This window comes from Rhodoferax sp. GT1R46, from assembly GCF_056521285.1.
The window spans coordinates 259,068-282,103 of sequence record NZ_JBWMBC010000005.1; the positions used below are offsets into that span (position 1 = coordinate 259,068).

Annotated in this window: 22 protein-coding genes; 8 read left to right on the top strand and 14 right to left on the bottom strand. The window is 59.1% G+C overall.

Features of this window, described 5'->3' with window-relative positions; genetic code table 11:
- Positions 1-11: 11 nt before the first annotated feature.
- Positions 12-422, top strand: a complete 411-nt coding sequence (locus tag AC097W_RS13310) for an acyl-CoA thioesterase (RefSeq protein WP_479603039.1) — start codon at positions 12-14, stop codon at positions 420-422.
- 28 nt (positions 423-450) lie between these two features.
- Here the strand turns inward: AC097W_RS13310 and AC097W_RS13315 are convergent, their stop codons facing one another.
- Together AC097W_RS13315 and AC097W_RS13320 are read right to left on the bottom strand one after the other, a co-directional pair.
- Positions 451-873, bottom strand: a complete 423-nt coding sequence (locus AC097W_RS13315; RefSeq protein WP_479603040.1) for a hypothetical protein — start codon at positions 871-873, stop codon at positions 451-453.
- Between the two features lie 217 nt (positions 874-1,090).
- The gene (locus AC097W_RS13320) at positions 1,091-1,894 is read right to left on the bottom strand and encodes a crotonase/enoyl-CoA hydratase family protein (protein ID WP_479603041.1); all 804 of its coding nucleotides are present in this window, start codon (positions 1,892-1,894) and stop codon (positions 1,091-1,093) included.
- Positions 1,895-1,998: 104 nt separating this feature from the next.
- Here AC097W_RS13320 and AC097W_RS13325 point away from each other — a divergent pair, with 104 nt between their 5' ends.
- Genes AC097W_RS13325 through AC097W_RS13355 form a run of 7 tightly spaced genes read left to right on the top strand, consistent with a single transcriptional unit; the run spans position 1,999 to position 9,885 of the window.
- Positions 1,999-2,874, top strand: coding sequence for a branched-chain amino acid ABC transporter permease (locus AC097W_RS13325; protein ID WP_479603042.1), 876 nt, complete (start codon positions 1,999-2,001; stop codon positions 2,872-2,874).
- Positions 2,874-3,950 (top strand): branched-chain amino acid ABC transporter permease, encoded by a 1,077-nt coding sequence (locus AC097W_RS13330; protein ID WP_479603043.1) that lies wholly within the window; start codon positions 2,874-2,876, stop codon positions 3,948-3,950. Before AC097W_RS13325 ends, AC097W_RS13330 begins: the two co-directional genes overlap by 1 nt.
- The gene (locus AC097W_RS13335; protein WP_479603044.1) at positions 3,947-4,789 is read left to right on the top strand and encodes an ABC transporter ATP-binding protein; all 843 of its coding nucleotides are present in this window, start codon (positions 3,947-3,949) and stop codon (positions 4,787-4,789) included. Before AC097W_RS13330 ends, AC097W_RS13335 begins: the two co-directional genes overlap by 4 nt.
- Complete coding sequence (locus AC097W_RS13340; RefSeq protein WP_479603045.1) at positions 4,786-5,583, top strand: ABC transporter ATP-binding protein; 798 nt, start codon at positions 4,786-4,788, stop codon at positions 5,581-5,583. The genes AC097W_RS13335 and AC097W_RS13340 overlap by 4 nt, the downstream gene beginning before the upstream one ends.
- A 6-nt stretch (positions 5,584-5,589) precedes the next feature.
- Complete coding sequence (locus AC097W_RS13345; protein ID WP_479603046.1) at positions 5,590-7,446, top strand: AMP-dependent synthetase/ligase; 1,857 nt, start codon at positions 5,590-5,592, stop codon at positions 7,444-7,446.
- A 47-nt stretch (positions 7,447-7,493) separates the two neighbouring features.
- On the top strand, positions 7,494-8,657 hold the full coding sequence (locus AC097W_RS13350) for an ABC transporter substrate-binding protein (RefSeq protein WP_479603047.1): 1,164 nt from the start codon (positions 7,494-7,496) through the stop codon (positions 8,655-8,657).
- A gap of 43 nt (positions 8,658-8,700) precedes the next feature.
- Entirely contained in the window at positions 8,701-9,885 is a 1,185-nt protein-coding gene (locus AC097W_RS13355; protein WP_479603048.1) for an ABC transporter substrate-binding protein, read from the top strand.
- A gap of 44 nt (positions 9,886-9,929) precedes the next feature.
- Here AC097W_RS13355 and AC097W_RS13360 read toward each other — a convergent pair whose 3' ends face one another.
- The 12 genes from AC097W_RS13360 to AC097W_RS13415 form a co-directional block, all read right to left on the bottom strand.
- Positions 9,930-10,436 carry a thioesterase family protein gene (locus tag AC097W_RS13360; RefSeq protein ID WP_479603049.1) on the bottom strand — a complete coding sequence of 169 codons (507 nt, stop codon included), beginning with the start codon at positions 10,434-10,436 and terminating at the stop codon, positions 9,930-9,932.
- A 9-nt stretch (positions 10,437-10,445) separates the two neighbouring features.
- A complete protein-coding gene (locus AC097W_RS13365) occupies positions 10,446-11,612 on the bottom strand; it encodes an acyl-CoA dehydrogenase family protein (RefSeq protein WP_479603050.1) in 1,167 nt (388 codons plus the stop codon).
- 26 nt (positions 11,613-11,638) lie between these two features.
- Positions 11,639-12,814 (bottom strand): acyl-CoA dehydrogenase family protein, encoded by a 1,176-nt coding sequence (locus tag AC097W_RS13370; protein WP_479603051.1) that lies wholly within the window; start codon positions 12,812-12,814, stop codon positions 11,639-11,641.
- Between the two features lie 17 nt (positions 12,815-12,831).
- Complete coding sequence (locus AC097W_RS13375; RefSeq protein ID WP_479603052.1) at positions 12,832-13,716, bottom strand: SDR family oxidoreductase; 885 nt, start codon at positions 13,714-13,716, stop codon at positions 12,832-12,834.
- Positions 13,716-14,375 (bottom strand): TetR/AcrR family transcriptional regulator, encoded by a 660-nt coding sequence (locus AC097W_RS13380; RefSeq protein WP_479603053.1) that lies wholly within the window; start codon positions 14,373-14,375, stop codon positions 13,716-13,718. Before AC097W_RS13380 ends, AC097W_RS13375 begins: the two co-directional genes overlap by 1 nt.
- Before the next feature lie 88 nt (positions 14,376-14,463).
- Positions 14,464-15,318 carry an SDR family oxidoreductase gene (locus AC097W_RS13385; RefSeq protein ID WP_479603054.1) on the bottom strand — a complete coding sequence of 285 codons (855 nt, stop codon included), beginning with the start codon at positions 15,316-15,318 and terminating at the stop codon, positions 14,464-14,466.
- Between the two features lie 107 nt (positions 15,319-15,425).
- Positions 15,426-16,190 carry an enoyl-CoA hydratase gene (locus AC097W_RS13390; RefSeq protein WP_479603055.1) on the bottom strand — a complete coding sequence of 255 codons (765 nt, stop codon included), beginning with the start codon at positions 16,188-16,190 and terminating at the stop codon, positions 15,426-15,428.
- Between the two features lie 66 nt (positions 16,191-16,256).
- Positions 16,257-17,027 (bottom strand): acyl-CoA thioesterase, encoded by a 771-nt coding sequence (locus tag AC097W_RS13395; RefSeq protein ID WP_479603104.1) that lies wholly within the window; start codon positions 17,025-17,027, stop codon positions 16,257-16,259.
- Between the two features lie 88 nt (positions 17,028-17,115).
- Positions 17,116-18,312 (bottom strand): acetyl-CoA C-acyltransferase, encoded by a 1,197-nt coding sequence (locus AC097W_RS13400; protein WP_479603056.1) that lies wholly within the window; start codon positions 18,310-18,312, stop codon positions 17,116-17,118.
- A 20-nt stretch (positions 18,313-18,332) separates the two neighbouring features.
- A complete protein-coding gene (locus tag AC097W_RS13405) occupies positions 18,333-20,732 on the bottom strand; it encodes a 3-hydroxyacyl-CoA dehydrogenase/enoyl-CoA hydratase family protein (protein WP_479603057.1) in 2,400 nt (799 codons plus the stop codon).
- Positions 20,733-20,747: 15 nt separating this feature from the next.
- Entirely contained in the window at positions 20,748-21,182 is a 435-nt protein-coding gene (locus tag AC097W_RS13410) for a DUF2147 domain-containing protein (protein ID WP_479603058.1), read from the bottom strand.
- Positions 21,183-21,236: 54 nt separating this feature from the next.
- Positions 21,237-23,033, bottom strand: coding sequence for an acyl-CoA dehydrogenase C-terminal domain-containing protein (locus AC097W_RS13415; RefSeq protein ID WP_479603059.1), 1,797 nt, complete (start codon positions 23,031-23,033; stop codon positions 21,237-21,239).
- Positions 23,034-23,036: the final 3 nt, after the last annotated feature.

Consider the following 23,036-nt stretch of genomic DNA (forward strand, 5'->3'; position numbering starts at 1 on the left):
GGATTGTGCCCATGTCTACCAATGCAAGCCCCGCACGCGTTCAATTGCCCACCGACGAGGAGCTGGTGCTCAAGGTCATTCCCATGCCGGCGGACTGCAACGCCAACGGTGACATCTTCGGCGGCTGGGTGATGGCGCAGGTCGACCTGGCCGGCTCCGTGCTGCCCGCGCGCTACACGCAAGGGCGCATGGCCACCGTGGCGGTGAATGAATTCATCTTCAAGCAACCGGTGCGGGTGGGAGACATTCTGAGCTTTTTCTCCAAGGTCAGCCGCATCGGGCGAACCTCCATCACCGTGAAGGTGGAGGTGTATGCCGAACGCTTTAGCGCGCAGGGCCAGTACATCAAGGTGACCGAGGCTTCGGTGACCTATGTGGCGATTGATGAAAACGGCAAGCCACGGGAGATACCCAAGGCTTGATGCGCGGTGGAGTGGAATGAGGCCCTCATCACAGTTCGGAGGCATCTTTCGTGATGTGCGGCTTATTGACCAGCCGTACCGTGCATTGCATATCGGCTTCCTGAAGGTAGGCAATGAGATCCGTACCACCTGCAAACCAAATCGCAGACCGCTGACCGCTCTTCTCACCGAAGCCTGCGTCGAAAGTGTTTGACCGTCCTAGCGCAGAGTTCAACTCCGAAACCACATCATCAAAAACTGCACGCGCCAGGCAAGGCGCTGCCTTGACAGACCAAATGTGTTCAATCCGCTTCAAGACGCCACTTTTTGCATAAAAAACGGTTTCAAAAAGATGCCCTGCAAAAAGCGCGTTTCCGTTGCTCCATTGGCTTCGGACTCCGCGGGCCCCTATTCGTGGTGCAGTTACCTTTTGCAAACTGGGGAAAACCGTCTTCAACTGTGCCTCATTCATGGAAAAGACCGGCGCCTCCACCCAAGGCTTTGACAGAACGAACGGTCCGTAACCGATACAGATCGAGTATTGACTCGAGGCACGAACCGAAACCAAAGCGGTGATAGATGCTCTGCCCTCCGCCGGCCCCTCCCATACATGCGCACGCATGGCAACCAACTGCTACACAATTCATAGCGTCTTGCGCATATTCCATCGGGGCTAGAGGCCCAAAAAACTAAAACTTTCCGTGCCGCCCTGCCCCGGAGGCAAAGCGCGCCGCCCCCTCCAGGCCCTGCGCAATGCAGGCCTTGCCCCGCTGCCACTCCTGGTGCAGGGCGTGCGGCACATCCAGATTCCACTGGGCATAGGCACTGGCGCGGTCGGCCAGCATGGTTTGTTGTGGAAAGCCCGCCAGCTGCTGCGCCAACGCAAGGGCTGCCGGCAGCGCATCACCCGCGGGCACCACGCGGTTGCACAGCCCCATTTGCAAGGCTTCTGCGGCCCCCACCTTGCGCCCGGTCAGGATCAAATCCATGGCATGGCCCATGCCAATCAGGCGCGGCAAGCGCACCGTGCCACCGTCAATGAGCGGCACACCAAAGCGGCGGCAAAAAACGCCGAAGTAGGCATCTGCTTCCATCACCCGCATGTCGCACCACAAGGCCAGCTCCATGCCGCCCGCCACCGCCGCACCGCTGATGGCGGCAATCACCGGTTTGGACAACAGCAAGCGCGAGGGGCCCATGGGGCCTGCAGGGTTCACATCGTCTGGCGAAAAATCCAGCGCAGCAAATGGATCCGTGCCTTGCTGCATGTGCTGCGCCATCCGGGCACCGGCCTGCAAATCCCAACCGGCACAGAAGTGTCCCTGTGCGCCATGGAAAACCGCAACTTGGGAGTCAGGGTCCGCATCAAACGCCACAAAGGCGTCGTACAGCCGGCGTGCGGTATCCGCATCCACCGCGTTGCGGACATCGGGCCGGGTCAAGGTCACCACAGTGACCGTTCCATGTTGTTGGATTTCTACGGTGTCATGCATGGGATGCATTAAATAGTCACCCGGGCGAACGGGCATCAGTGACAACCCTATCGGAGATTTGCGCAACAGCCGCTATAAACAGCAAACCAACAACAGGAGACAACGTGCTGTTTCTTCAACTCGTAATCAGCGGGATTGCACAGGGGTGCATCTACGGCCTGATTGCCATGGGTTTTGTACTGATCTACAAGGCCACCGAAACCGTCAGCTTCGCCCAGGGCGAGTTGATGATGCTGGGCGCATTCGGTGGCCTGGTGGGCATGACCATGCTGGGCTTTCCCTATTGGCTGGCCGTCATCAGCGCCATTGGCGCGATGGCAGTCTTTGGCGTGGTGCTGGAACGCATCGTCATACGCCCCATATTGGGGCAACCGGCCTTCACCATCGTGATGCTGACCATTGGCATTGGCTATGTGGCGCGTGGGTTGATCACCATGATCCCCGGCATCGGCACGGAAACCCAGGCGCTGCCCGTCCCCTACAAGGACGAGATATGGAACGTGAGCGGACTGGTGCTCAACGTGGAGCACATGGTGGTGATCGGCGCCACGGCCGTTCTCTGCGTGGTGCTGTTTGCCCTGTTTCGCTACAGCAAGCTGGGCATTGCGATGCAGGCCGCATCGCAAAACCAGTTGGCGGCTTATTACATGGGGATTCCCGTGCAGCGCCTCAATGGCATTGCGTGGGGCCTGGCGGCCGCTGTCGCCGCTGTCGCCGGACTGCTGCTCGCACCCATTACCTTTGTGCATGCCAACATGGGCTTCATTGGCCTCAAGGCCTTTCCGGCCGCGGTGGTGGGGGGCTTTGGCAGCTTGCCCGGCGCCATTGTCGGCGGGCTGGTCATTGGCATCGTCGAATCGCTCTCGGGCTTCTATTTACCCGATGGTTTCAAGGACACCGCAGCCTACATCGTGGTGCTGGTCATGCTGATGGTCAAACCCAACGGACTGTTTGGCGAAAAGCTAAGGAAGAAAGTCTGATGCGGTTCATCTTCAAAACCGATTACGGCCAGGACATCAATCTGGCCAAGCACGGCGGACACATCTTCTGGTACAGCGCGCTGATGGCCTTGCTGCTGGCTGCGCCCTGGGTCTTTCCGGAATACTGGCTGGCCCAGCTCACGTTTGTGCTGATCTACTCCGTCGCAGGATTGGGCCTGATGCTGTTGGCAGGCTTTACCGGCCTGTTCTCCATGGGCCATGCGGCGTTTCTGGGTGTGGGAGCATACACACAGGCGGTGCTGACCAATGCCGGCGTGCCCTTCCCTATTGCGCTGGCCTGCGCCGCCGGATTGTCCGCAGCGGTGGGCCTGGTGGTGGGCTTGCCGGCACTGCGCGTGAAGGGCATTTATCTGGGTATTGCCACCCTGTCATTCGGCTTTATTGTCGAAGAGGTGCTGGCACGCTGGGAATCGGTCACCGGCGGCAACGCGGGTATCCACATCAAAAAGCCTGATATTTTCGGCTGGGTGCTGGAGACGGGCGACCAGTTTTACTTTTTGTGCCTGGTCATCACGGTGGTGTCCACGCTGGGCATTCTGAACCTGCTGCGCTCGCCCACCGGCCGTGCCTTTGTGGCAATTCGGGACTCCGAAATTTCCGCGCAGAGCATGGGCATTCACCTGGCGTATTACAAGACGCTGTCGTTTGCGTTGTCGGCGGGCCTGGCCGGAATCGCCGGGGCACTGTATGCGCACAAGCTGCAATTCATCTCACCCGACCAGTTCAATATTTTGCAGTCCATCGACCTGCTGCTCATGATCGTGATTGGCGGCGTGGGCTCGGTGCATGGCGCATTTCTGGGTGCCATCTTCCTGATTACGATGCCGCAGGCCATTTCCTTGTTCAAGGACTATTTGCCCGCCGCCGTGGGTCAGGCTCCAGGCTTGCAAGGCCTGGTGTATGGCGTGGTGCTGATTGCGTTTGTGTTGTTCGAGCCCATGGGTCTGTATGGCCGCTGGCTGAAGATCCGAACCTATCTGCAGATGTTCCCGTTCTACCGCAAGGGCATGTTCAAGCGGCAGAAATCCTTCCAAAAATCCGACAGGCTGAAATGATGGACGACCTGCTTCTTTCTGCCAAAAATTTGAGCGTGCGCTTTGGCGGCGTGCTGGCGGTCAACAACGTGAGTTTTGACGTCAAGCAGGGCGAAGTCTTTACCCTGATTGGCCCCAATGGTGCCGGCAAAACCACGGTATTCAACCTGATCAGCCGCATCTACACACCGACCACGGGCGAGATCACTTACCTCGGCCCCAAAGGCATGATCAAACTGACCGAGCAGCCGCCCCAGAACGTGGCGTCTCTGGGTATTGCCCGCACCTTCCAGAACATCGAGCTGTTCGAGCATGCATCCGTCCTGCACAACCTGCTGATTGGACGCCACACCCACCGCACGACGAGTCTGTGGCAAGACATTTTCTTTACCGCAGCCGTGCGCGAGACCGAGTTGAAAGCCCGCGAAAAGGCGGAAGAAGTCATCGACTTTCTGGGTCTGCAGCACTACCGCGATTCGTTTGTTGCCGGCTTGCCCTACGGCGTTCGCAAGGTCGTGGAGATGGCCCGTGCGCTGTGCACCGAGCCCAAACTGCTGCTGCTGGACGAGCCGTCTTCAGGCCTGAATGTGGAGGAAACCGATGACATGGCCTTCTGGATCCAGGACATCAAAAACGAACTGGGCATCACCGTGCTGATGGTGGAACACGACATGTCGCTGGTGTCCAAGGTGTCTGATCGCGTGCTGGCCATGAACCAGGGCGAAATGCTGGCCATGGGTACACCACGGGAAGTGCAAAGCGACCCCGGCGTGATTGAGGCCTACCTGGGCTCAATTGACGACGTGTCGTCGCTGCGTCGCAAAGCCAAGGGTCAAAGTACCGCCGCGGAGGCTGCATGAGCACAGTACCCCCCGCCATCAGTGATTTGCCCGTTCTCAAGCTGTTGAACGTCGAGAGTGCCTACGGCCCCATTAAAGCCATTCGGGGGGTCAGCCTGCAGGTGCGCCGGGGTGAAATTGCCACGGTGCTGGGCTCCAACGGCGCTGGCAAAACGACCATCTTGAAGACCATCTCGGGCATCATCGATCCCCGCAAGGGCTCCATCGAGTTCAAAGGTGAAAACATCACCGCCAAAGACCCGGCTTTCATCGTGCAGCAGGGCCTGAGCCATGTGCCAGAAGGGCGTGAAGTCTTTCCATTGCTCAGCGTGCACGACAACCTGCTGATGGGCGCCTACACCCGCAGTGACCGCGATGGCGTGGCCCGTGACATGGAGTCGGTCTACACCTACTTTCCGATTTTGCGCGAGCGCACCGCGCAAGATGCCGGCTTGCTATCGGGCGGTCAGCAACAGATGCTGGCCATCTCGCGCGCGCTGATGGCCAACCCTGATCTGATTCTGCTGGACGAGCCCAGTCTGGGCCTTTCACCCAAGCTCACCAAAGAGATTTTTGAGATTGTGGTGCGCATCAACCGCGAACGGGGCACCACCATTCTGCTGGTGGAGCAAAACGCCAACATGGCACTCAATGCCTCGGATTACGGCTACGTGCTGGAAAACGGCCGCATCGTCATGGAAGACACCTGCGCCCACCTGCGCGAGAAGGACGACATCAAGGAGTTCTACCTCGGCATGAAAGAAGACGGCGTGCGCGGCGAGCGGCGCTGGAAAAAGAAAAAGACCTGGAGATAAGACCACATGAGCCGACTCTGGGATACCTCCTCCATCGTGCCTTGCCATGACATCGTCATGGAAGGCGAAACCATTCCCGCCCTGTTCTGGAACGCAGTGGCAAAGCGCGGCCCCACTATCTGGATGCGCCAGAAGCATCTGGGCCTGTGGCGCAGCTGGACCTGGAACCAGACGGCCGAAGCCGTGCGCGAAATTGCCGGCGGCTTGATGAGCCTGGGTTTTGCGCCGGGAGAATGCGCCTCCATCCTCGGCAACACTGTTGTGGAATGGGTCTGCGCCGATCTGGCAGTGCTGTCCGCGGGCGGCGTGTCCAACGGCATCTACCCGACCGACGCCGCATCGCAGGTGCTCTACCTGTGTGCGGACTCCTCGACCACCATCCTGTTTGTAGAAGACGATGAGCAACTCGACAAGGCGTTGGAGGTGCGCGCCCAGCTGCCCAGGTTGCGCAAGATAGTCGTGTTTGACATGGAAGGTCTGCGTGACCTGAACGACCCCGCCGTGATCAGCCTGGACGCACTGCGCGCGCTGGGCCGCGACTATCTGGCCCAGCACCCCCAAGCCGTAGAGCAGCGCGTGGCCGCGTGCAAACCGGAAGACCTGGCTATTCTGGTCTATACCTCGGGCACCACCGGAAAGCCCAAGGGTGCCATGCATTTGCACCAAGGGCTGGTGTATACCGTACGGGGCTATAACACCCTGGTCGCACAGGATGAGCGCGACGAGCGCATGTGCTTTCTGCCCCTGTGCCACATTGCCGAGCGCATGGGAGGTGAGTACTTTGCGCTGTACACCGGCGCCAAACTCAACTTTGTCGAAAACCCCGAGACCATTCCCGAAAATGTGCGGGAGATTGCGCCCACGGTGTTCACGGCCGTGCCCCGCGTCTGGGAAAAGTTTTACTCTGGCGTCATGATCTCGCTCAAGGAAGCCGGCAAACTCCAGCAGGCAGCTTACGCATGGGGCATTGGGGTTGGCACGGATATCGCCGAGCGCGTCTTGGCAGGCAAACCCGTGAGCGCCTGGCTCAAGATCCAGTTCACCCTGGCGCAGTGGATGGTGCTGAACAATGTGCGCAAGCTCATTGGCATTCACCGTGCCCGCTTTCTGGTCACCGGTGCGGCCCCCATTTCACCCGACCTGGTGCGCTGGTACCTGGCCCTGGGTCTGCCAATGCTTGAAGTGTGGGGCATGACCGAAACCTGTGGCGCATCCACGGGCGTGCCAGCAAAAAAAATGAAGCCGGGCTCCATCGGGCCCGCGGCAGCATTCAATGAAGTGAAGCTGGACCCGGTGACGGGTGAGATTCTGGTGCGCGGCAAGAACGTTTTTGCAGGCTACCTAAACCTGCCGGAAAAAACGGCGGAAACCATCGACAAGGACGGCTGGCTGCATACCGGTGACGTCGGCATTGTGGATGCCGATGGCTACTACCGCATTACCGACCGCATGAAGGACATCATCATCACGGCCGGTGGCAAGAACATTACACCCAGCGAGCTGGAAAATGACCTGAAATTTTCGCCCTATATCACCGACGCTGTAGTCGTCGGCGACAAGCGGCCTTACCTGACCGTGATCATCATGATCGATCAGGAAAACGTCGAAAAATTTGCGCAGGACGCCGATGTGCCGTTCAGCAACTATGCGAGCCTGACGCGGTCACACGAAGTGCAGGCACTGATTCAAAGTGAGCTGGACCGGGTGAACCAAAAGTTTGCCCGAGTCGAGCAGATCAAGAAGTTTTTCCTGCTGGATACCCAGCTGACCGCGGAGGATGAGGAGCTCACACCCACGATGAAACTCAAACGCAAGCTGGTGGAAAAGAAATACGGGGCCCAGATTGAGGCCATGTACCACTGATCTATCTGGTCATCCATTCACCGTTCATTACCAACCCAGGTGCTGCCATGAAACTCAAACTGACTTTTGTATTTGTTGCATTGACGACCGCTGCCTCGCTGTGCGGAGCACAGCAACAGGGCGTGAGCAAAAACGAAATCCTGATTGGAACCATTCAGGATCTCTCCGGTCCGCTGGCAGGTTACGGCAAGCAGGCACGCAACGGCATGCAACTGCGCGTCGATGAGGTCAATGAGCAAGGTGGGGTCAACGGTCGCCAGCTCAAGCTGCTGACCGAAGACTCCGGATACGACCCCAAGAAGGCGGTTCTGGCCGCTCAGAAACTGGTCAACCAGGACAAAATTTTTATCATGGCGGGGCATCTTGGCACAGCCCAAAACAACGCGGCCATGCCAGTCCAGTTTGAAAAGAATGTCATCAATTTCATGCCGCTGACTGCAGCGCGTGAGATGTACGAGCCCACCAATCGGCTGAAGTACGCGCTGCTCAGTTCCTACTACGACCAGATGCGCATTTCCCTGCCCAAGATGGTCAAGGATAAAAGTGCCAAGAAAGTTTGCGCTATCTACCAGGATGATGAGTTTGGTCTGGAGGTGTTTCGCGGCGCCGAAGCGGGACTGAAATCCATTTCCATGGAAATGACCGAAAAAACCACCTTCAAGCGGGGTGCTACCGACTTTTCCTCCCAGGTCGCAAAAATGAAGTCCGCTGGCTGCGATCTGGTGGTACTGGGCACTATCATCCGCGAGACGATTGGCACCATTGCCGAGTCCCGCAAGAATGGATTCAACCCGGTCTTCTTCGGCTCTGTCGCTGCTTACACCGACCTGATTCACAAGCTGGGTGGCAAGGCCATGGATGGCATGTACGCCACCATGTCGGTCCAGAACCCTTATCTGGACGAGGCCTCGCAACCCATTCGCTTTTGGGCCAATAAGTACAAGACCAAGTTCAATGACGACCCCACGGTTTTCTCGGCTTATGGCTACACCATGATCGACATCTTCATCCAGGCCGCGCAAAAAGCAGGCCCCAACCTGACGACGGATAGTTTCATCAAGGCCATGGACAGCATGACGATTCCACCGGATATTTTTGGCGCACCGAAGTTGGTTTACAGCGCCAAGCAGCGTTTGGGCAGCGACCTGTCACGCCTTTCCCAGATTCAGGACGGCAAATGGAAAGTCGTTTCAGACTATGTCAAACCCTGAATCGTTTCGACCTGCAAGCGTTCATTCCACAAGGAGACAAACCATGAAACTGAGAACAGCCATTACCCTCGCCAGCCTGGCCCTTGCCACTACGGTGGCGAGCGCCCAGCAAGGTGTCAGCAAGGACGAGATTCTGCTCGGCTCCATCCAGGATCTGTCCGGCCCCATCGCAGGCTTTGGCAAGCAGGCCCGCCTGGGGATGCTGTTGGGGGTTGATGAAATTAACGAGCAAGGCGGCGTCAATGGACGCAAGCTCAAACTCATCGTGGAGGATTCGGCTTACGACCCCAAGAAGGCCGTTTTGGCCGCACAGAAGCTGGTCAACCAGGACAAGATCTTCATGATGGTCGGTCATATCGGAACCGCCCAGAACATGGCCGCCATGCCCGTGCAGTTCGAGAAGAACGTGATCAACTTCTTCCCTATAACCGCCGCACGGGAAATGTACGAACCGTTCCACAAACTCAAGTACTCGTACGCCGCCACGTACTTTGACCAGATGCGCAACGCCGTGCCCAAGCTGGTGAAGGAAAAAGGTGCCAAGAAGGTGTGCACCATGTACCAGGACGATGATTTCGGTCTGGAGGTTTTGCGTGGAGGTGAAGCTGGCCTGAAAACGCTGAACATGGAGTTTGCCGAGAAGACGTCCTACAAGCGCGGCGCCACGGACTTCTCTTCGCAGATTTCGAAAATGCAGGCCGGTGGCTGCGACATGATCGTGCTGGGCACCATCATCCGCGAGACCATTGGCGCCATCGGCACGGCACGCAAGCTGGGTTACAACCCGATCTTTCTGGGATCCAGCGCGTCCTATACCGACCTGATCCACAAGCTCGGCGGCAAGGCAATGGACGGTCTGTATGCCACGATGACGGTTCAGAACCCCTACACGGATGAGACGTCGCAGCCCATTCGCTTCTGGGCTAACAAGTACAAAACCAAGTTCAATGAAGATCCCACCGTATTCTCGGTGTACGGCTACTCCATCATCACAAGCTTCGTGTCCGCTGCGTCCAAAGCGGGTAAGAATCTGAATACCGAGACCTTCATCAAGGCCATGGATACCATGACCATTCCGCCAGATATTTTTGGCTCCACCGAGCAGACCTTCACCGCGACCAAGCGCCTTGGAAGCGACGCTTCGCGTCTTTCGCAAATTCAGGATGGCAAGTGGAAGACTGTATCGGAATACTTTGGCAGCACGGCAACGGCAACGGCAAAAAAATAAGCCTTCTACAGGATGAAAAAAGCCACCGCCAGGTGGCTTTTTTTTCAGGAGACGATGTAGGCCCCTGCGCCTGTGGAAAGCAGTTTGCCATCCGCGCCCAGAAACTCCATGCGAGTGGAGGCCACGCGCGAGCCCAGACGCATAACTTCGGCCCGCAGCTCAAAACGCTCCCCAATACCGGGGCGGAGGTAATCAATCCGCAAGTCAATCGTGCCGAGCTTTGAAAAGCGATGCAGGCGTTGCAGGGGCAGCTCGTCCATGTGGCGCGCGCCAATGGCCGCCATGACCGCCAGCCCGCCCATGGCGTCCAGCCCCGCGCTGATAACGCCACCATGGATGCGGTTGAAACTGTAGTGGCCCACGAGGTCGGGCTTCATGGCAATGTGTGCCACGACCCTCTCAGGCGTGATGGAGGCGATCTTCAAGCCCAGCACCTTGTTGAAGACAATGGCTTCTTCAAAGATATGGGTCAGCCCCTGAAGAAACTCGGGCTCGAATTGAATCGGTGTATCGGATGGGGGTGCATTCGCGGCAGCTTGTATTTTTGGCATGGTGCAGTATTACAGGCCCAACTGACGCGAGGCCAACTCTTTCATGATTTCTTCGGCGCCACCGCCAATCATCATCACCTTGACCTCACGGTAGATGCGCTCGCATGCCGTGCCCCGCATGAAGCCCATGCCGCCCAGGATCTGCACGCCCTGGTCCGCGCAAAACTGCATGGTTTGCGTGGCATGGTTCTTGAGTAGACACACTTGCGCCACCCACTCGGCACCCTTGTCGGCCTTGTTGCCCGAGTCCGCACGCGCCGATACGGCATTCAGCCACGCACGGGTCGACTCAATGCGCATTTTCATATCCATGAGCTTGTGGCGAATGACCTGGTGGTCCACCAGTGCGGTGCCAAAGGTCTTGCGTTGGCGCGCCCACGACAGGGCCTCGTCGTAACAACACTCCGAGAACCCCAGCGCCATGGCCGCCATGGACAGGCGCTCGCCGTTGAAGTTGGTCAGGATGATCTTGAAACCCGAGCCCTCCTCACCCACTAGGTAGCGGGCAGGCACGCGCACGCCGTCAAAGCGCAGCTGCGCCGTGTCGGAGCACAGCCAGCCCATCTTTTTCAAAGGGCTACGTGACAAGCCAATCGAGTCGCCCGGCACCATCAGCATGGAAATCCCCATGGGACCTTTGTTTTTCAGATCGGTGCGCACCGCCACGGTGAACCAGTCGGCCCGCATACCCGAGGTGATGAACACCTTTTCTCCATCCACCACGTATTCATTGCCCTCCAGCCGGGCCGTGGTGCGCAGGGCGGACACGTCAGTGCCTCCCCCGGGCTCGGTGATGGCCAAAGCCGATATTTTCTCGCCGCGCAGAACAGGGGGCATGACCTCCTGCTGCAACTCCGCACTGCCATGGCGCATGACGGGTGGCAGGCCGATGTTGTGGCTGAACAGGCTGGCCATGAGGCCCCCGCTGCCCCCATGCCGTGCCAGCGCAATTGTCATGGCATTGCGCAGATTCCAGGGACTGGGCGTTCCGCCCAATTCCTCCGGATAGCCCATCGCCAACCAACCCATCTCGGCGGCACGTTTGTAGAGGCTGCGCGGAAATTCCCCGGCCTCTTCCCATGCTTCGAGATGGGGCTTGACCTCGGTTTGAATGAACCGGCGCGCCGCGTCCTCCACCAGCGCAATGTCTTCCTGTCCCAATTCTGCTTCAGCCATGCGTTGTCCTGATCATCCGAGAAATTTCATGCACGGGCAGGCCGTTTGGCCACGCCCATGGTCTTGGCAATAATGCCCATCATCACTTCGTCTGCGCCACCGCCGATGGAACCCAGCCGGCCGTCGCGGAACATGCGTGAGACCTTGTTTTCCCAGGTGAATCCCATGCCGCCCCAGAACTGCAGGCAGCCATCGGGAATGATGCGATTCAAGCGACCCGCCTTGAGCTTGGCCATGGAGGCCAGCTCCAGCACATCCTGACCGCCCACATACAGCTCACACGCCCGGTAGGTGAGTGCGCGCAGGCTCTCCAATTCGGTCTTCATTTCGGCCAATTTGAACTGCACCCATTGCTGATCGGCAAGCGTGGCGCCAAACATCTTCCGTTCCTGCGCCCACTCTACGGTCCACTGGATGCAGTTACCCAGGGATTGCAGGCAGCTCGCTGCGCACCACAGCCGCTCTTCCTGAAACTGCTGCATCTGGTACATGAAACCCTGGCCTTCCACCCCAATCAGGTTGCGTTGCGGTACCCGCACCTCGTCAAAGTAGATCAGACCGGTATCGCTGGCGTTCATGCCGATCTTCCTGATTTTGCGGGCCACTTCGATGCCAGCACGCAGCTTGCCGTTCTCGCGCAGTGGCACCATGACCAGGCTTTTGTTCTTGTGTACCGGCCCCTCGCCGGTGTTCACCAGCATGCACATCCAGTCGGCCTGCAGGCTGTTGGTGATCCACATCTTCTGGCCGGTGATCACATAGTCGCCGCCATCCTTGCGGGCCGTACTTTTGACGCCCGACACATCGCTGCCGGCACCCGGCTCGCTCACGCCAATGCAGCCAACGGTGTCGCCCGCAATGGCCGGGGCGAGGAACTCGCGTTTGAGCTCTTCACTGCCAAAGCGTGCCAGTGCGGGCGTGCACATATCGGTCTGCACGCCAATAGCCATGGGGATGCCCCCGCAGTCGATGTGGCCCAGTGCTTCGGCCATGGCCATGCCGTAGGTGTAGTCCAGCCCTGCACCGCCGAAGGCCTCGGGTTTGGTCAGGCCCAGCAGGCCCAAGTCGCCCATCTTCTTGAACAGCGCATGGGCCGGAAACATCTCGGCCTCTTCCCATTCATCGACGTGGGGGTTGATCTCGGCTTCGATGAAGCGTTTGAGCGTTTTCTGGATTTCGAGGTGTTCGTGGGTGTATTGCATCGTAGATTCCGTTGCGTTCAGACCTGAAAAACCTTGGGAATCTGGGCGCGATGAAACCCGTTGAAGGGTTTGACGGCGTCGCGTTCCTGAATAGCGGCGTCGGGCACACGCATGGGGTATCCCATGCGAGCCTGCGGGCGTGCGCCGTCGATGCGCAAGGTGGTCCCGCTGATGAAGGAAGCCGCCGGGCTCAGCAAAAATACAACGCCGGCGGCCGTCTCGGCCTCGGTCCCAAAGCGCCCTGCCGGAATGGTCTTGGCCATCTCGCGCAGCATGGGGCCGACTTCAACCGGGTAGTTGTCCATTCCGCTCGACGCGATGTAGCCAGGCGCTACGGCATTGACCCGCACGCCTCTGGCAGCCCACTCAAGCGCAGCGGTTTCGGTGAAGCTGACCATGCCGGCACGCGCCGCGCCGCTGTGGCCCATGCCGGGCATGGAGCCCCACATGTCGGCCACGATGTTGACGATGGCGCCGCCATTCTTGTTCATGCCCTGCAGGTAGCATTCGCGCGCCATCAAAAAGCCACCGGTGAGGTTGGTGTTGACCACCGCCTGCCAGCCTTTGGCGCTGATGGCCTCCAACGGGGTCATGAACTGGCCACCTGCGTTGTTCACCAAACCATCCACACGACCGTTCGCTGCCATGATGGCCGCCACAGTTTGCTTGACGGATTCTTCCTCCCGGATATCGCAGACCTGAAAGCTGACCTTTCCACCATCCTCCATAATCTCATCCGCCACTTTTTGCAGCTTCTCCACCTTGCGGCCGACCAGTGCAACCTGTGCTCCCAGTGCCGCCAACTCATGCGCCACGCAGCGCCCGATACCCGAACCACCCCCGGTGACGATGACCACCTTGCCCGCAAAAAGGTTGGGAGCAAATACTGAACCGTAATGCATCAGGATTCCTTTAAAAACAAAGCCATTGCCGCATCCGCCAACTCGTGTAGCGACGCGCCTTTCTTGGGATCGAACCATTGGACGGACCAGTTCAACGCGCCGAGTATCAACAGCCGTGCCAAGCCCACTGGGGCACGCAGCTGTCCGCTGGCGTGCAACGCATTGAGCACCGGCATCCACAGGGATTCATACTCGCCAATCAGCTGGGCGACCAATTTGCGCTGGCGCTGCTGGAGTGATCGTGACTCGTACAACATGACTGGCACAAAGTCGTTGCCGGGCCCGAGCAGCACATCAAAATGGACCTGCACCAGGACGCGCAACTGTGCGGCCGGGCTCAGGTGGGCGTGGTCTGCGCTGTCCATGGCGGCACGCTGGCGGGTGAGCGCAGAGCGCATGCCCTCTTCCATGACCGCGTACAGAAGTGCATCCTTGCTTTTGAAGTGGTAGAAGGGCGAGCCGCTTTGCATGCCAGCCGCGGAGGCAATGTCCCGGGTCGTGGTGGCGTCGAAGCCCTTGCGGCGAAACAAGTGCCCCGCCGCAGTCAGCAGCGACTGCCGGCGATTGCCGTCGTCGCGTTCATCCACGGTTTTACGGGGGCGGCCACGGGGGCGTTTGGCTGTAGGTTCGTCTGCGAGCAGCGCGTCGGGGGCGTTCATGGCCCGACGATACCAAACTCCTTTATTTTTAGCAAGCGTTTGCTTGGTGAAAATACAAATTCACCGCATTGAACACCCGCCCAGCCCCTCAATCCACAAAGAAATCCGGCATGAAGTTGCGATTGCCGGGTGTTATCGCATACCGGTCGAAGTCTGTCAGGCCGTGCGCCGCCAGCACCAGGTCATCGATGTAAAAATTACCCGTCTCAAAGACGGGATGCGTGAGGACGCAATGCGCCGCATCGGCCATGATTTCGGGCTTGCGGCACAAGGCCAGGTCCACACCCGGAATCATCTGCATGGCCGCGGTGGCGATGGCCGTGCGTGGCCACAGGCTGTTGACGGCAATGCCCATCTTCTTGAATTCGCCCGCATGCCCCAGGGTGCACATGCTCATGCCGTATTTGGCCATGGTGTAGGCCGTGTGTGGCGCAAACCAGTGCGTTTTCATGGACAACGGAGGTGACATCGTCAGCACCTGTGGATGGCGCCCGGCCGCCGCCGACTTTTTGAGTTCCGGCAAACAGGCCAGGGTGCACAGGTAGGTGCCACGCGCGTTGATGCCGTTCATCAAATCGAAGCGCTTCATGGGCGTGGCCTCGGTGTTGGTAAGACTGATGGCGCTGGCGTTGTTGATCAGGATGTCAATCCCGCCAAAGGTTTCCACCGCTTTGGCGACCGCGGCAAACACGGCGTCGTCATCGCGAATGTCCACTGCCAGTGGCAACGCGTGCCCGCCCGCGGCTTCAATCTCCTCGGCGGCACTGTAAATGGTGCCGGGCAGCTTGGGATTGGTCTGGGTCGTCTTGGCCAGGATGACGATGTTGGCGCCGTCTGCCGCAGCCCGCTTGGCAATCGCCAGGCCAATGCCACGCGAGGCGCCGGTGATGAACAGGGTTTTGCCTTGAAGGCTGCCGCTTCCGGGGTTTGTTGTTTGAGTCATCGTATCTCCATTTGCTATTGATTTAGTAGCTGCTTGCGCAATGAATACGGGGGCCAGAGGCCAATTTCTTATACAAACACCAAGCAGACGGCAGGCTCGGCCTGCGTTCAGGCTTTGCTGAAATCCGGCTTGCGTTTTTCCATGAAGGCGGTGAATGCCTCCTTGGCGGCAGGCTCGCCCAGCATGCGACCAAAGCTTTGGCCTTCTTCGGCCATTTGCGCCAGCACCAGTGACTGCTGGCCTTTTTTCATCAACCGCTTGGTTTCCACCAGTGACGACAGCGGCTTGGCGGCCAGCTTGCGGGCCTGGGCTTGCGCCATGCCATTGGCCTCGGTCGGGGGCACGATGCGGTTCACCAGCCCCACTTCCATCGCCGCCTCAGCCATGAAAGGCTCGCCCAGAAGCAGGGCTTCAGCTGCGCGGTGATAACCCATCAGCTGCGGCACCAGCAGGCTGGAAGCTGCTTCAGGGCACAGGCCCAGATTCACAAAGGGCATGGAGAACGCGGCGTTGTCACCGGCATAGACCAGATCGCAGTGAAACAGCATCGTGGTGCCAATACCGACGGCCGGGCCGCACACCGCCGCAATCACCGGCTTGGGGAAGGTTGCAATGCCGCGCAGAAAACGGAACACCGGCGAATCCTGGGTAGCGGGCGGGTTCTTCAAAAAGTCTCCGATGTCGTTACCGGCGCTGAAGACGGTCACGTCGCCCTGGATTACGACGGCGCGCACCGCATCGTCATCTTTGGCCTGCGCCAGGGCATCGGCCATCGCGCCGTACATGACGGTGGTGAAGGAGTTCTTCTTGTCCACCCGGTTGATGGTGAGGGTGGTTACGCCATCGGCGGTATGGGTCAAAATTTCTTGCATGAGGGTCCTGTTGGTTGCCAATTGAGGGAGCGTGCCGCCGATGGCAGCGGTGTCTCCCGCAAAGTATCACTCTTTGTAGTAGACGATTTGGTGCGTGGTCGCCAGAAGGACACCTTCTTCATTCCACAGTTGCCCGGTATGGTCAAAAAAACCATTGCGAAACGCCTGCGCACGGGCTTGGCCCATCAGGTATTCCACACCGCACTGTGCCAACTGGGCTCCATTAGCGTGGAAATACACCGTCATGGAAACGGTCCCCACAGGAACGGGCGTGGAGCGGCGAATGAAGACACGGGGCAGAAAGATGTCGGCAATGGCCGCCAACGAGGCAAAGTCGAGCGGACGAGGCGGATTGTCGCGCACCCACAGCCGGGACAGGCTGCTGTCGCCCGTACCATCCCAGACCTCGGGCATGGAGCCCATCATCGGTCGCATTTCGTAGCGATTGACGAACTCGATGGGCCCTGGGTACTCGGGTAGTGGCACGTCGCCCGGCGCGGGGCAGGCGGGCATGGGCTCGTCATCCAGACTCCAGGTTTTTCGGCGGGCGGCCGTCACCGCAGTGGCCGTAATGACTGTCTGCCCCTCCTGAAATATTTCGATGATCCAGTGCTGGGTGGAGCGGTTGGTGCGGGCGGGCCGCGCGCGCACCACAAACGGACCATCCGCCAGAGCTGCCGCGAAGTTCACAGTCAGCGCGATGGGCTCGCCCAGTAATTGGGGGTTTTGCAGCACGCCATTCAGAACCTGCGCCGCCGTCAGGCCTCCAAAAGGCCCGACCATGTTGGCGTAGGCCGGGCTGGTGTGCCCCAGCCACGTGCCATCAGACTGCGGCATCAGCGCGATGGCCTGATCGAATAGGTGTTTTGTCAAGGCGAAATTTCCATGAAAAAGGCCACCCGAAGGTGGCCTTGAAAGCCAGCGATTACACGCGCTCGAAAATACCGGCAGCCCCTTGGCCCATGCCGACGCACATCGTGACCATGCCGTACTTCAGCTGATTGCGCTGCAGTGCGTGAATCACCGTCGCGGCGCGGATGGCACCTGTTGCGCCCAACGGGTGGCCCAATGCAATGGCACCGCCCATGGGGTTGACCTTGGCCGGGTCCAGGCCCAGGGTGTTGATGACTGCCAGCGACTGCGCTGCAAAAGCTTCATTCAATTCGAACCAGTCGATGTCGTTTTGCGTCAGCCCGGCATTGCGCAAGGCGGCAGGAATGGCTTCTATGGGGCCGATACCCATGATGTGCGGCGGCACACCTTTGGCGGCGAAGCTGACGAAGCGGGCCAACGGCTTGAGGCCGTATTGTTTGAGCGCCCTCTCACTCACCAGAATGAGCGCACCGGCGCCGTCCGATGTCTGCGAGCTGTTGCCGGCGGTAACGGAGCCCCGTGCTGCAAACACGGTTCTGAGTTTGGACAGTCCTTCAACGGATGTGTCAGCGCGGGCGCCTTCATCCAGACTCACCACCCGGCGGGTCTCAATGACTTCACCGGTTTCGAGGTTGGCCGTGCGGTCCACTACTTCCACCGGGGTCATCTCCGCGGCAAAGTCGCCACGGGCCTGTGCTGCCAAGGCGCGCTTGTGGGATTCCACCGCAAACTCGTCCTGCGCCTGGCGCGAAACTTTCCACTGGTTGGCCACTTTTTCAGCGGTCAGGCCCATGCCATAGGCGATGCCGATGTTCTCATCGCGCTCAAACATGGTGGGTGACAGCGATGGCGAATTCCCCATCATCGGAACCATACTCATGCTTTCCACACCGGCTGCGATCATCACGTCGGCTTCACCCACCCGGATGCGGTCGGCCGCCATTTGCACCGCACTCAGGCCGGATGCGCAAAAGCGGTTGACGGTAATGCCGCCCACGCTGGTGGGCAAGCCTGCGAGCACGGCGCCAATGCGCGCGATGTTGAGGCCCTGCTGGCCTTCGGGAATGGCGCAGCCGCAGATCAGGTCTTCAATGGATTGCGGGTCGAGGCTGGGCACCTGGGCCAATGCAGATTGCAATGCCTTGACCAGCAAATCGTCTGGACGGGTATTGCGGAAAAATCCGCGGTGTGAGCGGCCAATGGGCGTGCGCGTAGCGGCAACGATATAGGCGTCTTGAACTTGTTTCATAAGAGTCTCTTGATCGGTTGTTAGTTACGAACCGGTTTGCCCGTCGACATCATTCCCATGATGCGTTCTTGCGTTTTGGGGTGGGTCAGCAGCGAGCAGAAGGCTTTGCGCTCCAGCGTCATCAAATACTCTTCGGTGACCAGCGTGCCGGCATCCACATCGCCGCCACACACCACGCCAGCGATCAGGCCGGCAATATGGAAATCGTGCGCGCTGATGAAGCCGCCGTCGCGCATGTTGACCAGTGAACCCTTGATGGTGGCAGCGCCGCTGCGCCCTGCGACCACAAACTGGCGCTTGTGTGGCGCGCGGTAGCCGGAAGCAAACATGGCACGGGCTTCGTTGATGGCAACAAACAGCAACTCGTCCTTGTGGGGCACGACCACATCGCTGTCCAGCAGGTAACCCAACTTGCGGGACTCCAGCGCACTGGTGCCCACCTTGGCCATGGCGGCTGCGGTGAAACCTTCGGTGAGGAAAGGCAGCAGGTCCTTGCCTGTGGACGCCGCCGCATTTTCAGCAGCACGGCGGGCAATGTAAGTCAATCCACCAGCGCCTGGCACCAGACCCACGCCCACTTCCACCAGCCCGATGTAGCTCTCCATCGCGACGACGCGCTTGCCCGAATACACGGCCATTTCGCAACCGCCACCCAAGGCGAGACCACGAACAGCAGACACCGTCGGAACATTCGCGTAACGCAACTTGAGCATCACGCGCTGCAACTCGGCCGCTGCACCATCAATCGCTTTCGGACCGCCCATCATGAAGGCTGGCATCATGGATTGCAGGTCGGCACCCGCCGAGAACATCGCGTCGGGTGACCAGATCACCAGTCCCTTGTAGTCCTTTTCGGCCCTATCGATGGCACTGTCCAGGCCTTCAATAACCCCTGCGCCGATGGCATGCATCTTGGTCTTGATGCTGACAATCAATACTTCGTCATCGAGGGTCCACAAGCGAATGGCTTCGTCTTCATGCAAGGTCTTTCCAGCGGTTGCTGCAGATGCCGCACGGGCACCCAGCACGCTTTCCGGAAAGTGCTGACGGGCATAAACAGGCAAACTGCGCACTGGCGAGAAGGTGCCGGTAGTGGGGTTCCATGAACCCTGGGGCGTATGCACGCCACCGGCGTCGGCCACCGGGCCCTTGAACACCCAGTCTGGCAACGGCACATTGCACAGCGCCTTGCCGGCGTCAATGTCTTCCTTGACCATATTGGCCACTTCCAGCCAGCCCGCGTCCTGCCACAACTCGAATGGTCCCTGCTGCATGCCAAAGCCCCAGCGCATGCAGAAGTCCACATCGCGGGCGTTGTCGGCAATGGAGGCCAGGTGCACGGCCGCATAGTGGAAAGCATTGCGCAAAATGGCCCACAGGAACTGTCCCTGCGCGCCTTCGCTGGCGCGCAAGAGCTTCAGGCGTTCGCCCGCGGGCTTCTTGAGCATGCGGCCATAGACCTCGTCCGCCTTCTCTCCGGCAGGAACATAGGACTTCGTTGCCAAGTCAAAACGCATCACATCGCGGCCGACTTTCTTGAAGAAGCCCGCTTTGGTCTTCTGTCCAAAATTGCCCATCTCCAGCAAGGTCTTGAGCACAGCCGGCGTGGCAAAGCTCTCGTAAAAAGGGTCCGTATCGATGCTCAGGGTGTCCTGTAGCGTCTTGATGACGTGGGCCATGGTGTCCAGCCCCACTACATCGGCCGTGCGGAAAGTGCCCGAGCTGGCGCGCCCCAGTTTCTTGCCCGTGAGGTCGTCGACGACGTCGTAGGTCAGTCCGAAATTCTCGACCTCTTTCATGGTGGCCAGCATGCCGGCAATGCCCACGCGGTTGGCAATGAAGTTAGGGGAATCCTTGGCCCGCACTACGCCCTTGCCCAGATTGCTGGTGACAAAGGCTTCCAGATCGTCGAGCACCTGTGGCTGCGTGGTGGGGGTGTTGATCAACTCCACCAGCGCCATGTAGCGCGGTGGGTTGAAGAAGTGGATGCCACAAAAACGCGGCTTGATTTCTTCGGGCAAAGCCTCGCTCAGCCGGGTGATGGAGAGGCCCGACGTGTTGGACGCCACGATGGTGTGCGGCGCGACAAATGGGGCAATCTTTTTGTACAGGTCCAGTTTCCAGTCCATGCGCTCGGCGATGGCCTCGATGATGAGATCGCACTCGCCCAGCAGCGCCAGGTGCTCTTCGTAATTGGCCGCCTGAATCAGCACGGCGTCATCGGCCACGCCCAGGGGCGCGGGCTTGAGCTTTTTCAGCCCATCAATGGCGCGCGTCACGATGCCATTCTTCGGGCCATCCTTGGCGGGCAGATCAAACAGCACCACGGGTACCTTGACGTTGACCAGATGGGCCGCGATCTGCGCACCCATCACACCGGCACCGAGTACGGCTACTTTTCGGACATTAAAACGGGACATAAAATTTCCTGAAAATTACGGGACACGAATCCAGATCTGGGTTCGGTAGAAAAATCCGATGTAGCCGCGCATCTGGAGCTTCGTACCACCCTCTATGGGCGTTACGGCGGCGCGGTACACCTTGCCGTTGTTGGGGTCGAGGACGTTACCGCCCTCCCATACATCCTTGCCTTCAGCCTTCTTGAGGCCACGCAGGATTTCCATGCCCAGGATGGGCTGGTCCTTGCGCTCGTCCTTGCATTCGACACACTTGTCATCCTGCTTGGCCTTCACGTCAAGGATTCTTTCGACCTTGCCGGAAACCACACCACCGTTCTCCACAATGCGGATTTCAGACTTGACCGAACCATCATGGTCATCAATGGTTTTCCATAGCCCCACAGGTGTCATCTGCGCCATGGCCGCCACAGACGACAGACCGACCACGATTGCAATAGCTGAACGAAACATAAGAACTCCTCTATTATTTAAAGTAACCGTCTGAATCGCCCAACGTGAATCGGGTCAGACAAGTGCCGCGTCGGTATCCATCAGCACCTTGCTACCAGTCCGTGCGGTACGCATCAATGTAGCCGTTTCCGGGAACAATTTGGCAAAGTAAAAACGCGCGGTCTGCAGCTTGGCGACATAGAACGGGTCGGTATTTCCCGCTGCAATTTCACGCAGTGCCACTTGGGCCATGCGGGCAAAGAAGTAGCCAAACACCAGGTGTCCGGCCACGCGCAGGTAGTCCACCGCAGCGGCGCCCACTTCGTCAGGGTTCTGAAAACCCTTGAAACCCAGCTCGGTCGTGAACTTGGTCATCTGGTCACCCAGTATGGCGATGGGGTTAATGAATTCGGCCATCTTTTCGTTGACGCCTTCTTCAGCCACCAACTGGCCCACGAGCTTGCCAAACTTCTTCAACGTGGCACCGTTGTTACCCAGAATCTTGCGGCCCAGCAGGTCCAGCGACTGGATGGTGTTGGTGCCTTCGTAGATCATGTTGATGCGGTTGTCGCGCACGAACTGCTCCATGCCCCATTCCTTGATAAAGCCGTGGCCGCCAAACACCTGCATGCAGGCATTGGTGGCAATGTGGCCGTTGTCGGTCAGGAAGGCTTTGACGATAGGTGTCAGCATGGCCAGCATTTCGCCGGACTCGGCACGCACTTTTTCGTCGGGATGGTTATGCTCTTTTTCCAGCAGCATGGAGCAATAGGCCGACAGCGCACGGCCGCCCTCAGCGTAGGCTTTGGCAGTCAGCAGCATCTTGCGCACGTCAGGGTGCACGATGATCGGGTCGGCTGGCTTGTCCTTGGCTTTGGGACCCGTCAGTGAACGCATCTGGATGCGGTCTTTGGCATACGCCAGTGCGTTTTGGTAGGCCACTTCGGTCAGGCCGAGCGACTGGTTACCCACGCCCAGGCGGGCGGCATTCATCATCACAAACATGCCGTTCATGCCCTTGTTGGGCAGACCAACCATGGTGCCGACGGCGTCTTCCAGAACCATCTGGGCCGTGGCGCTGGCCTTGATGCCCATCTTGTGTTCCAGGCCACCGCAATAAATACCGTTGCGTGCGCCCAGCGAGCCGTCCTTTTTTACATTGAACTTGGGAACGATGAACAGGCTCACACCCTTGATCCCGGGGGGCGCGTCGGGCAAACGGGCGAGCACCAGGTGAATGATGTTCGACGCCATATCGTGCTCGCCGGCACTGATGAAGATCTTGTTGCCGGTGATCTTGTAGGTGCCGTCGGCCTGGGGCTCGGCCTTGGTGCGCATCAGGCCCAGATCGGTTCCGCAATGGGGTTCGGTCAGGCACATGGAGCCGGTCCACTCGCCGCTGGTCATTTTGTGCAGGTAGGTCTGCTTTTGCTCTTCGGTGCCGTGGGCGTGCAGCGCGGCGTAGGCGCCATGCGTCAGGCCAGGGTACATGGTCCAGGCCTGGTTGGCGCTGTTGAGCATCTCATAGAACATCTGGTTGACCACCAGCGGCAAGCCCTGGCCGCCGTATTCCGGCTCGCAACCCAGTGCAGCCCAGCCGCCTTCGACGTATTTGGCGTAGGCTTCCTTGAAGCCCTTGGGCGTGGTGACCGCATGGGTGGTCTGGTCGATCGTGCAACCTTCGGCATCACCACTGATGTTCAACGGGAACGTGACTTCGGAAGCAAACTTGCCGCCCTCTTCGAGCACCGCGTTGATGGTGTCCACATCGATATCGGCGTGTTTGGGAATCTGTTTGAAATCATCGACCACGTTGAGCACTTCGTGCATCACAAATTGCATGTCGCGCAGGGGCGGGTTATAGGTAGGCATGCG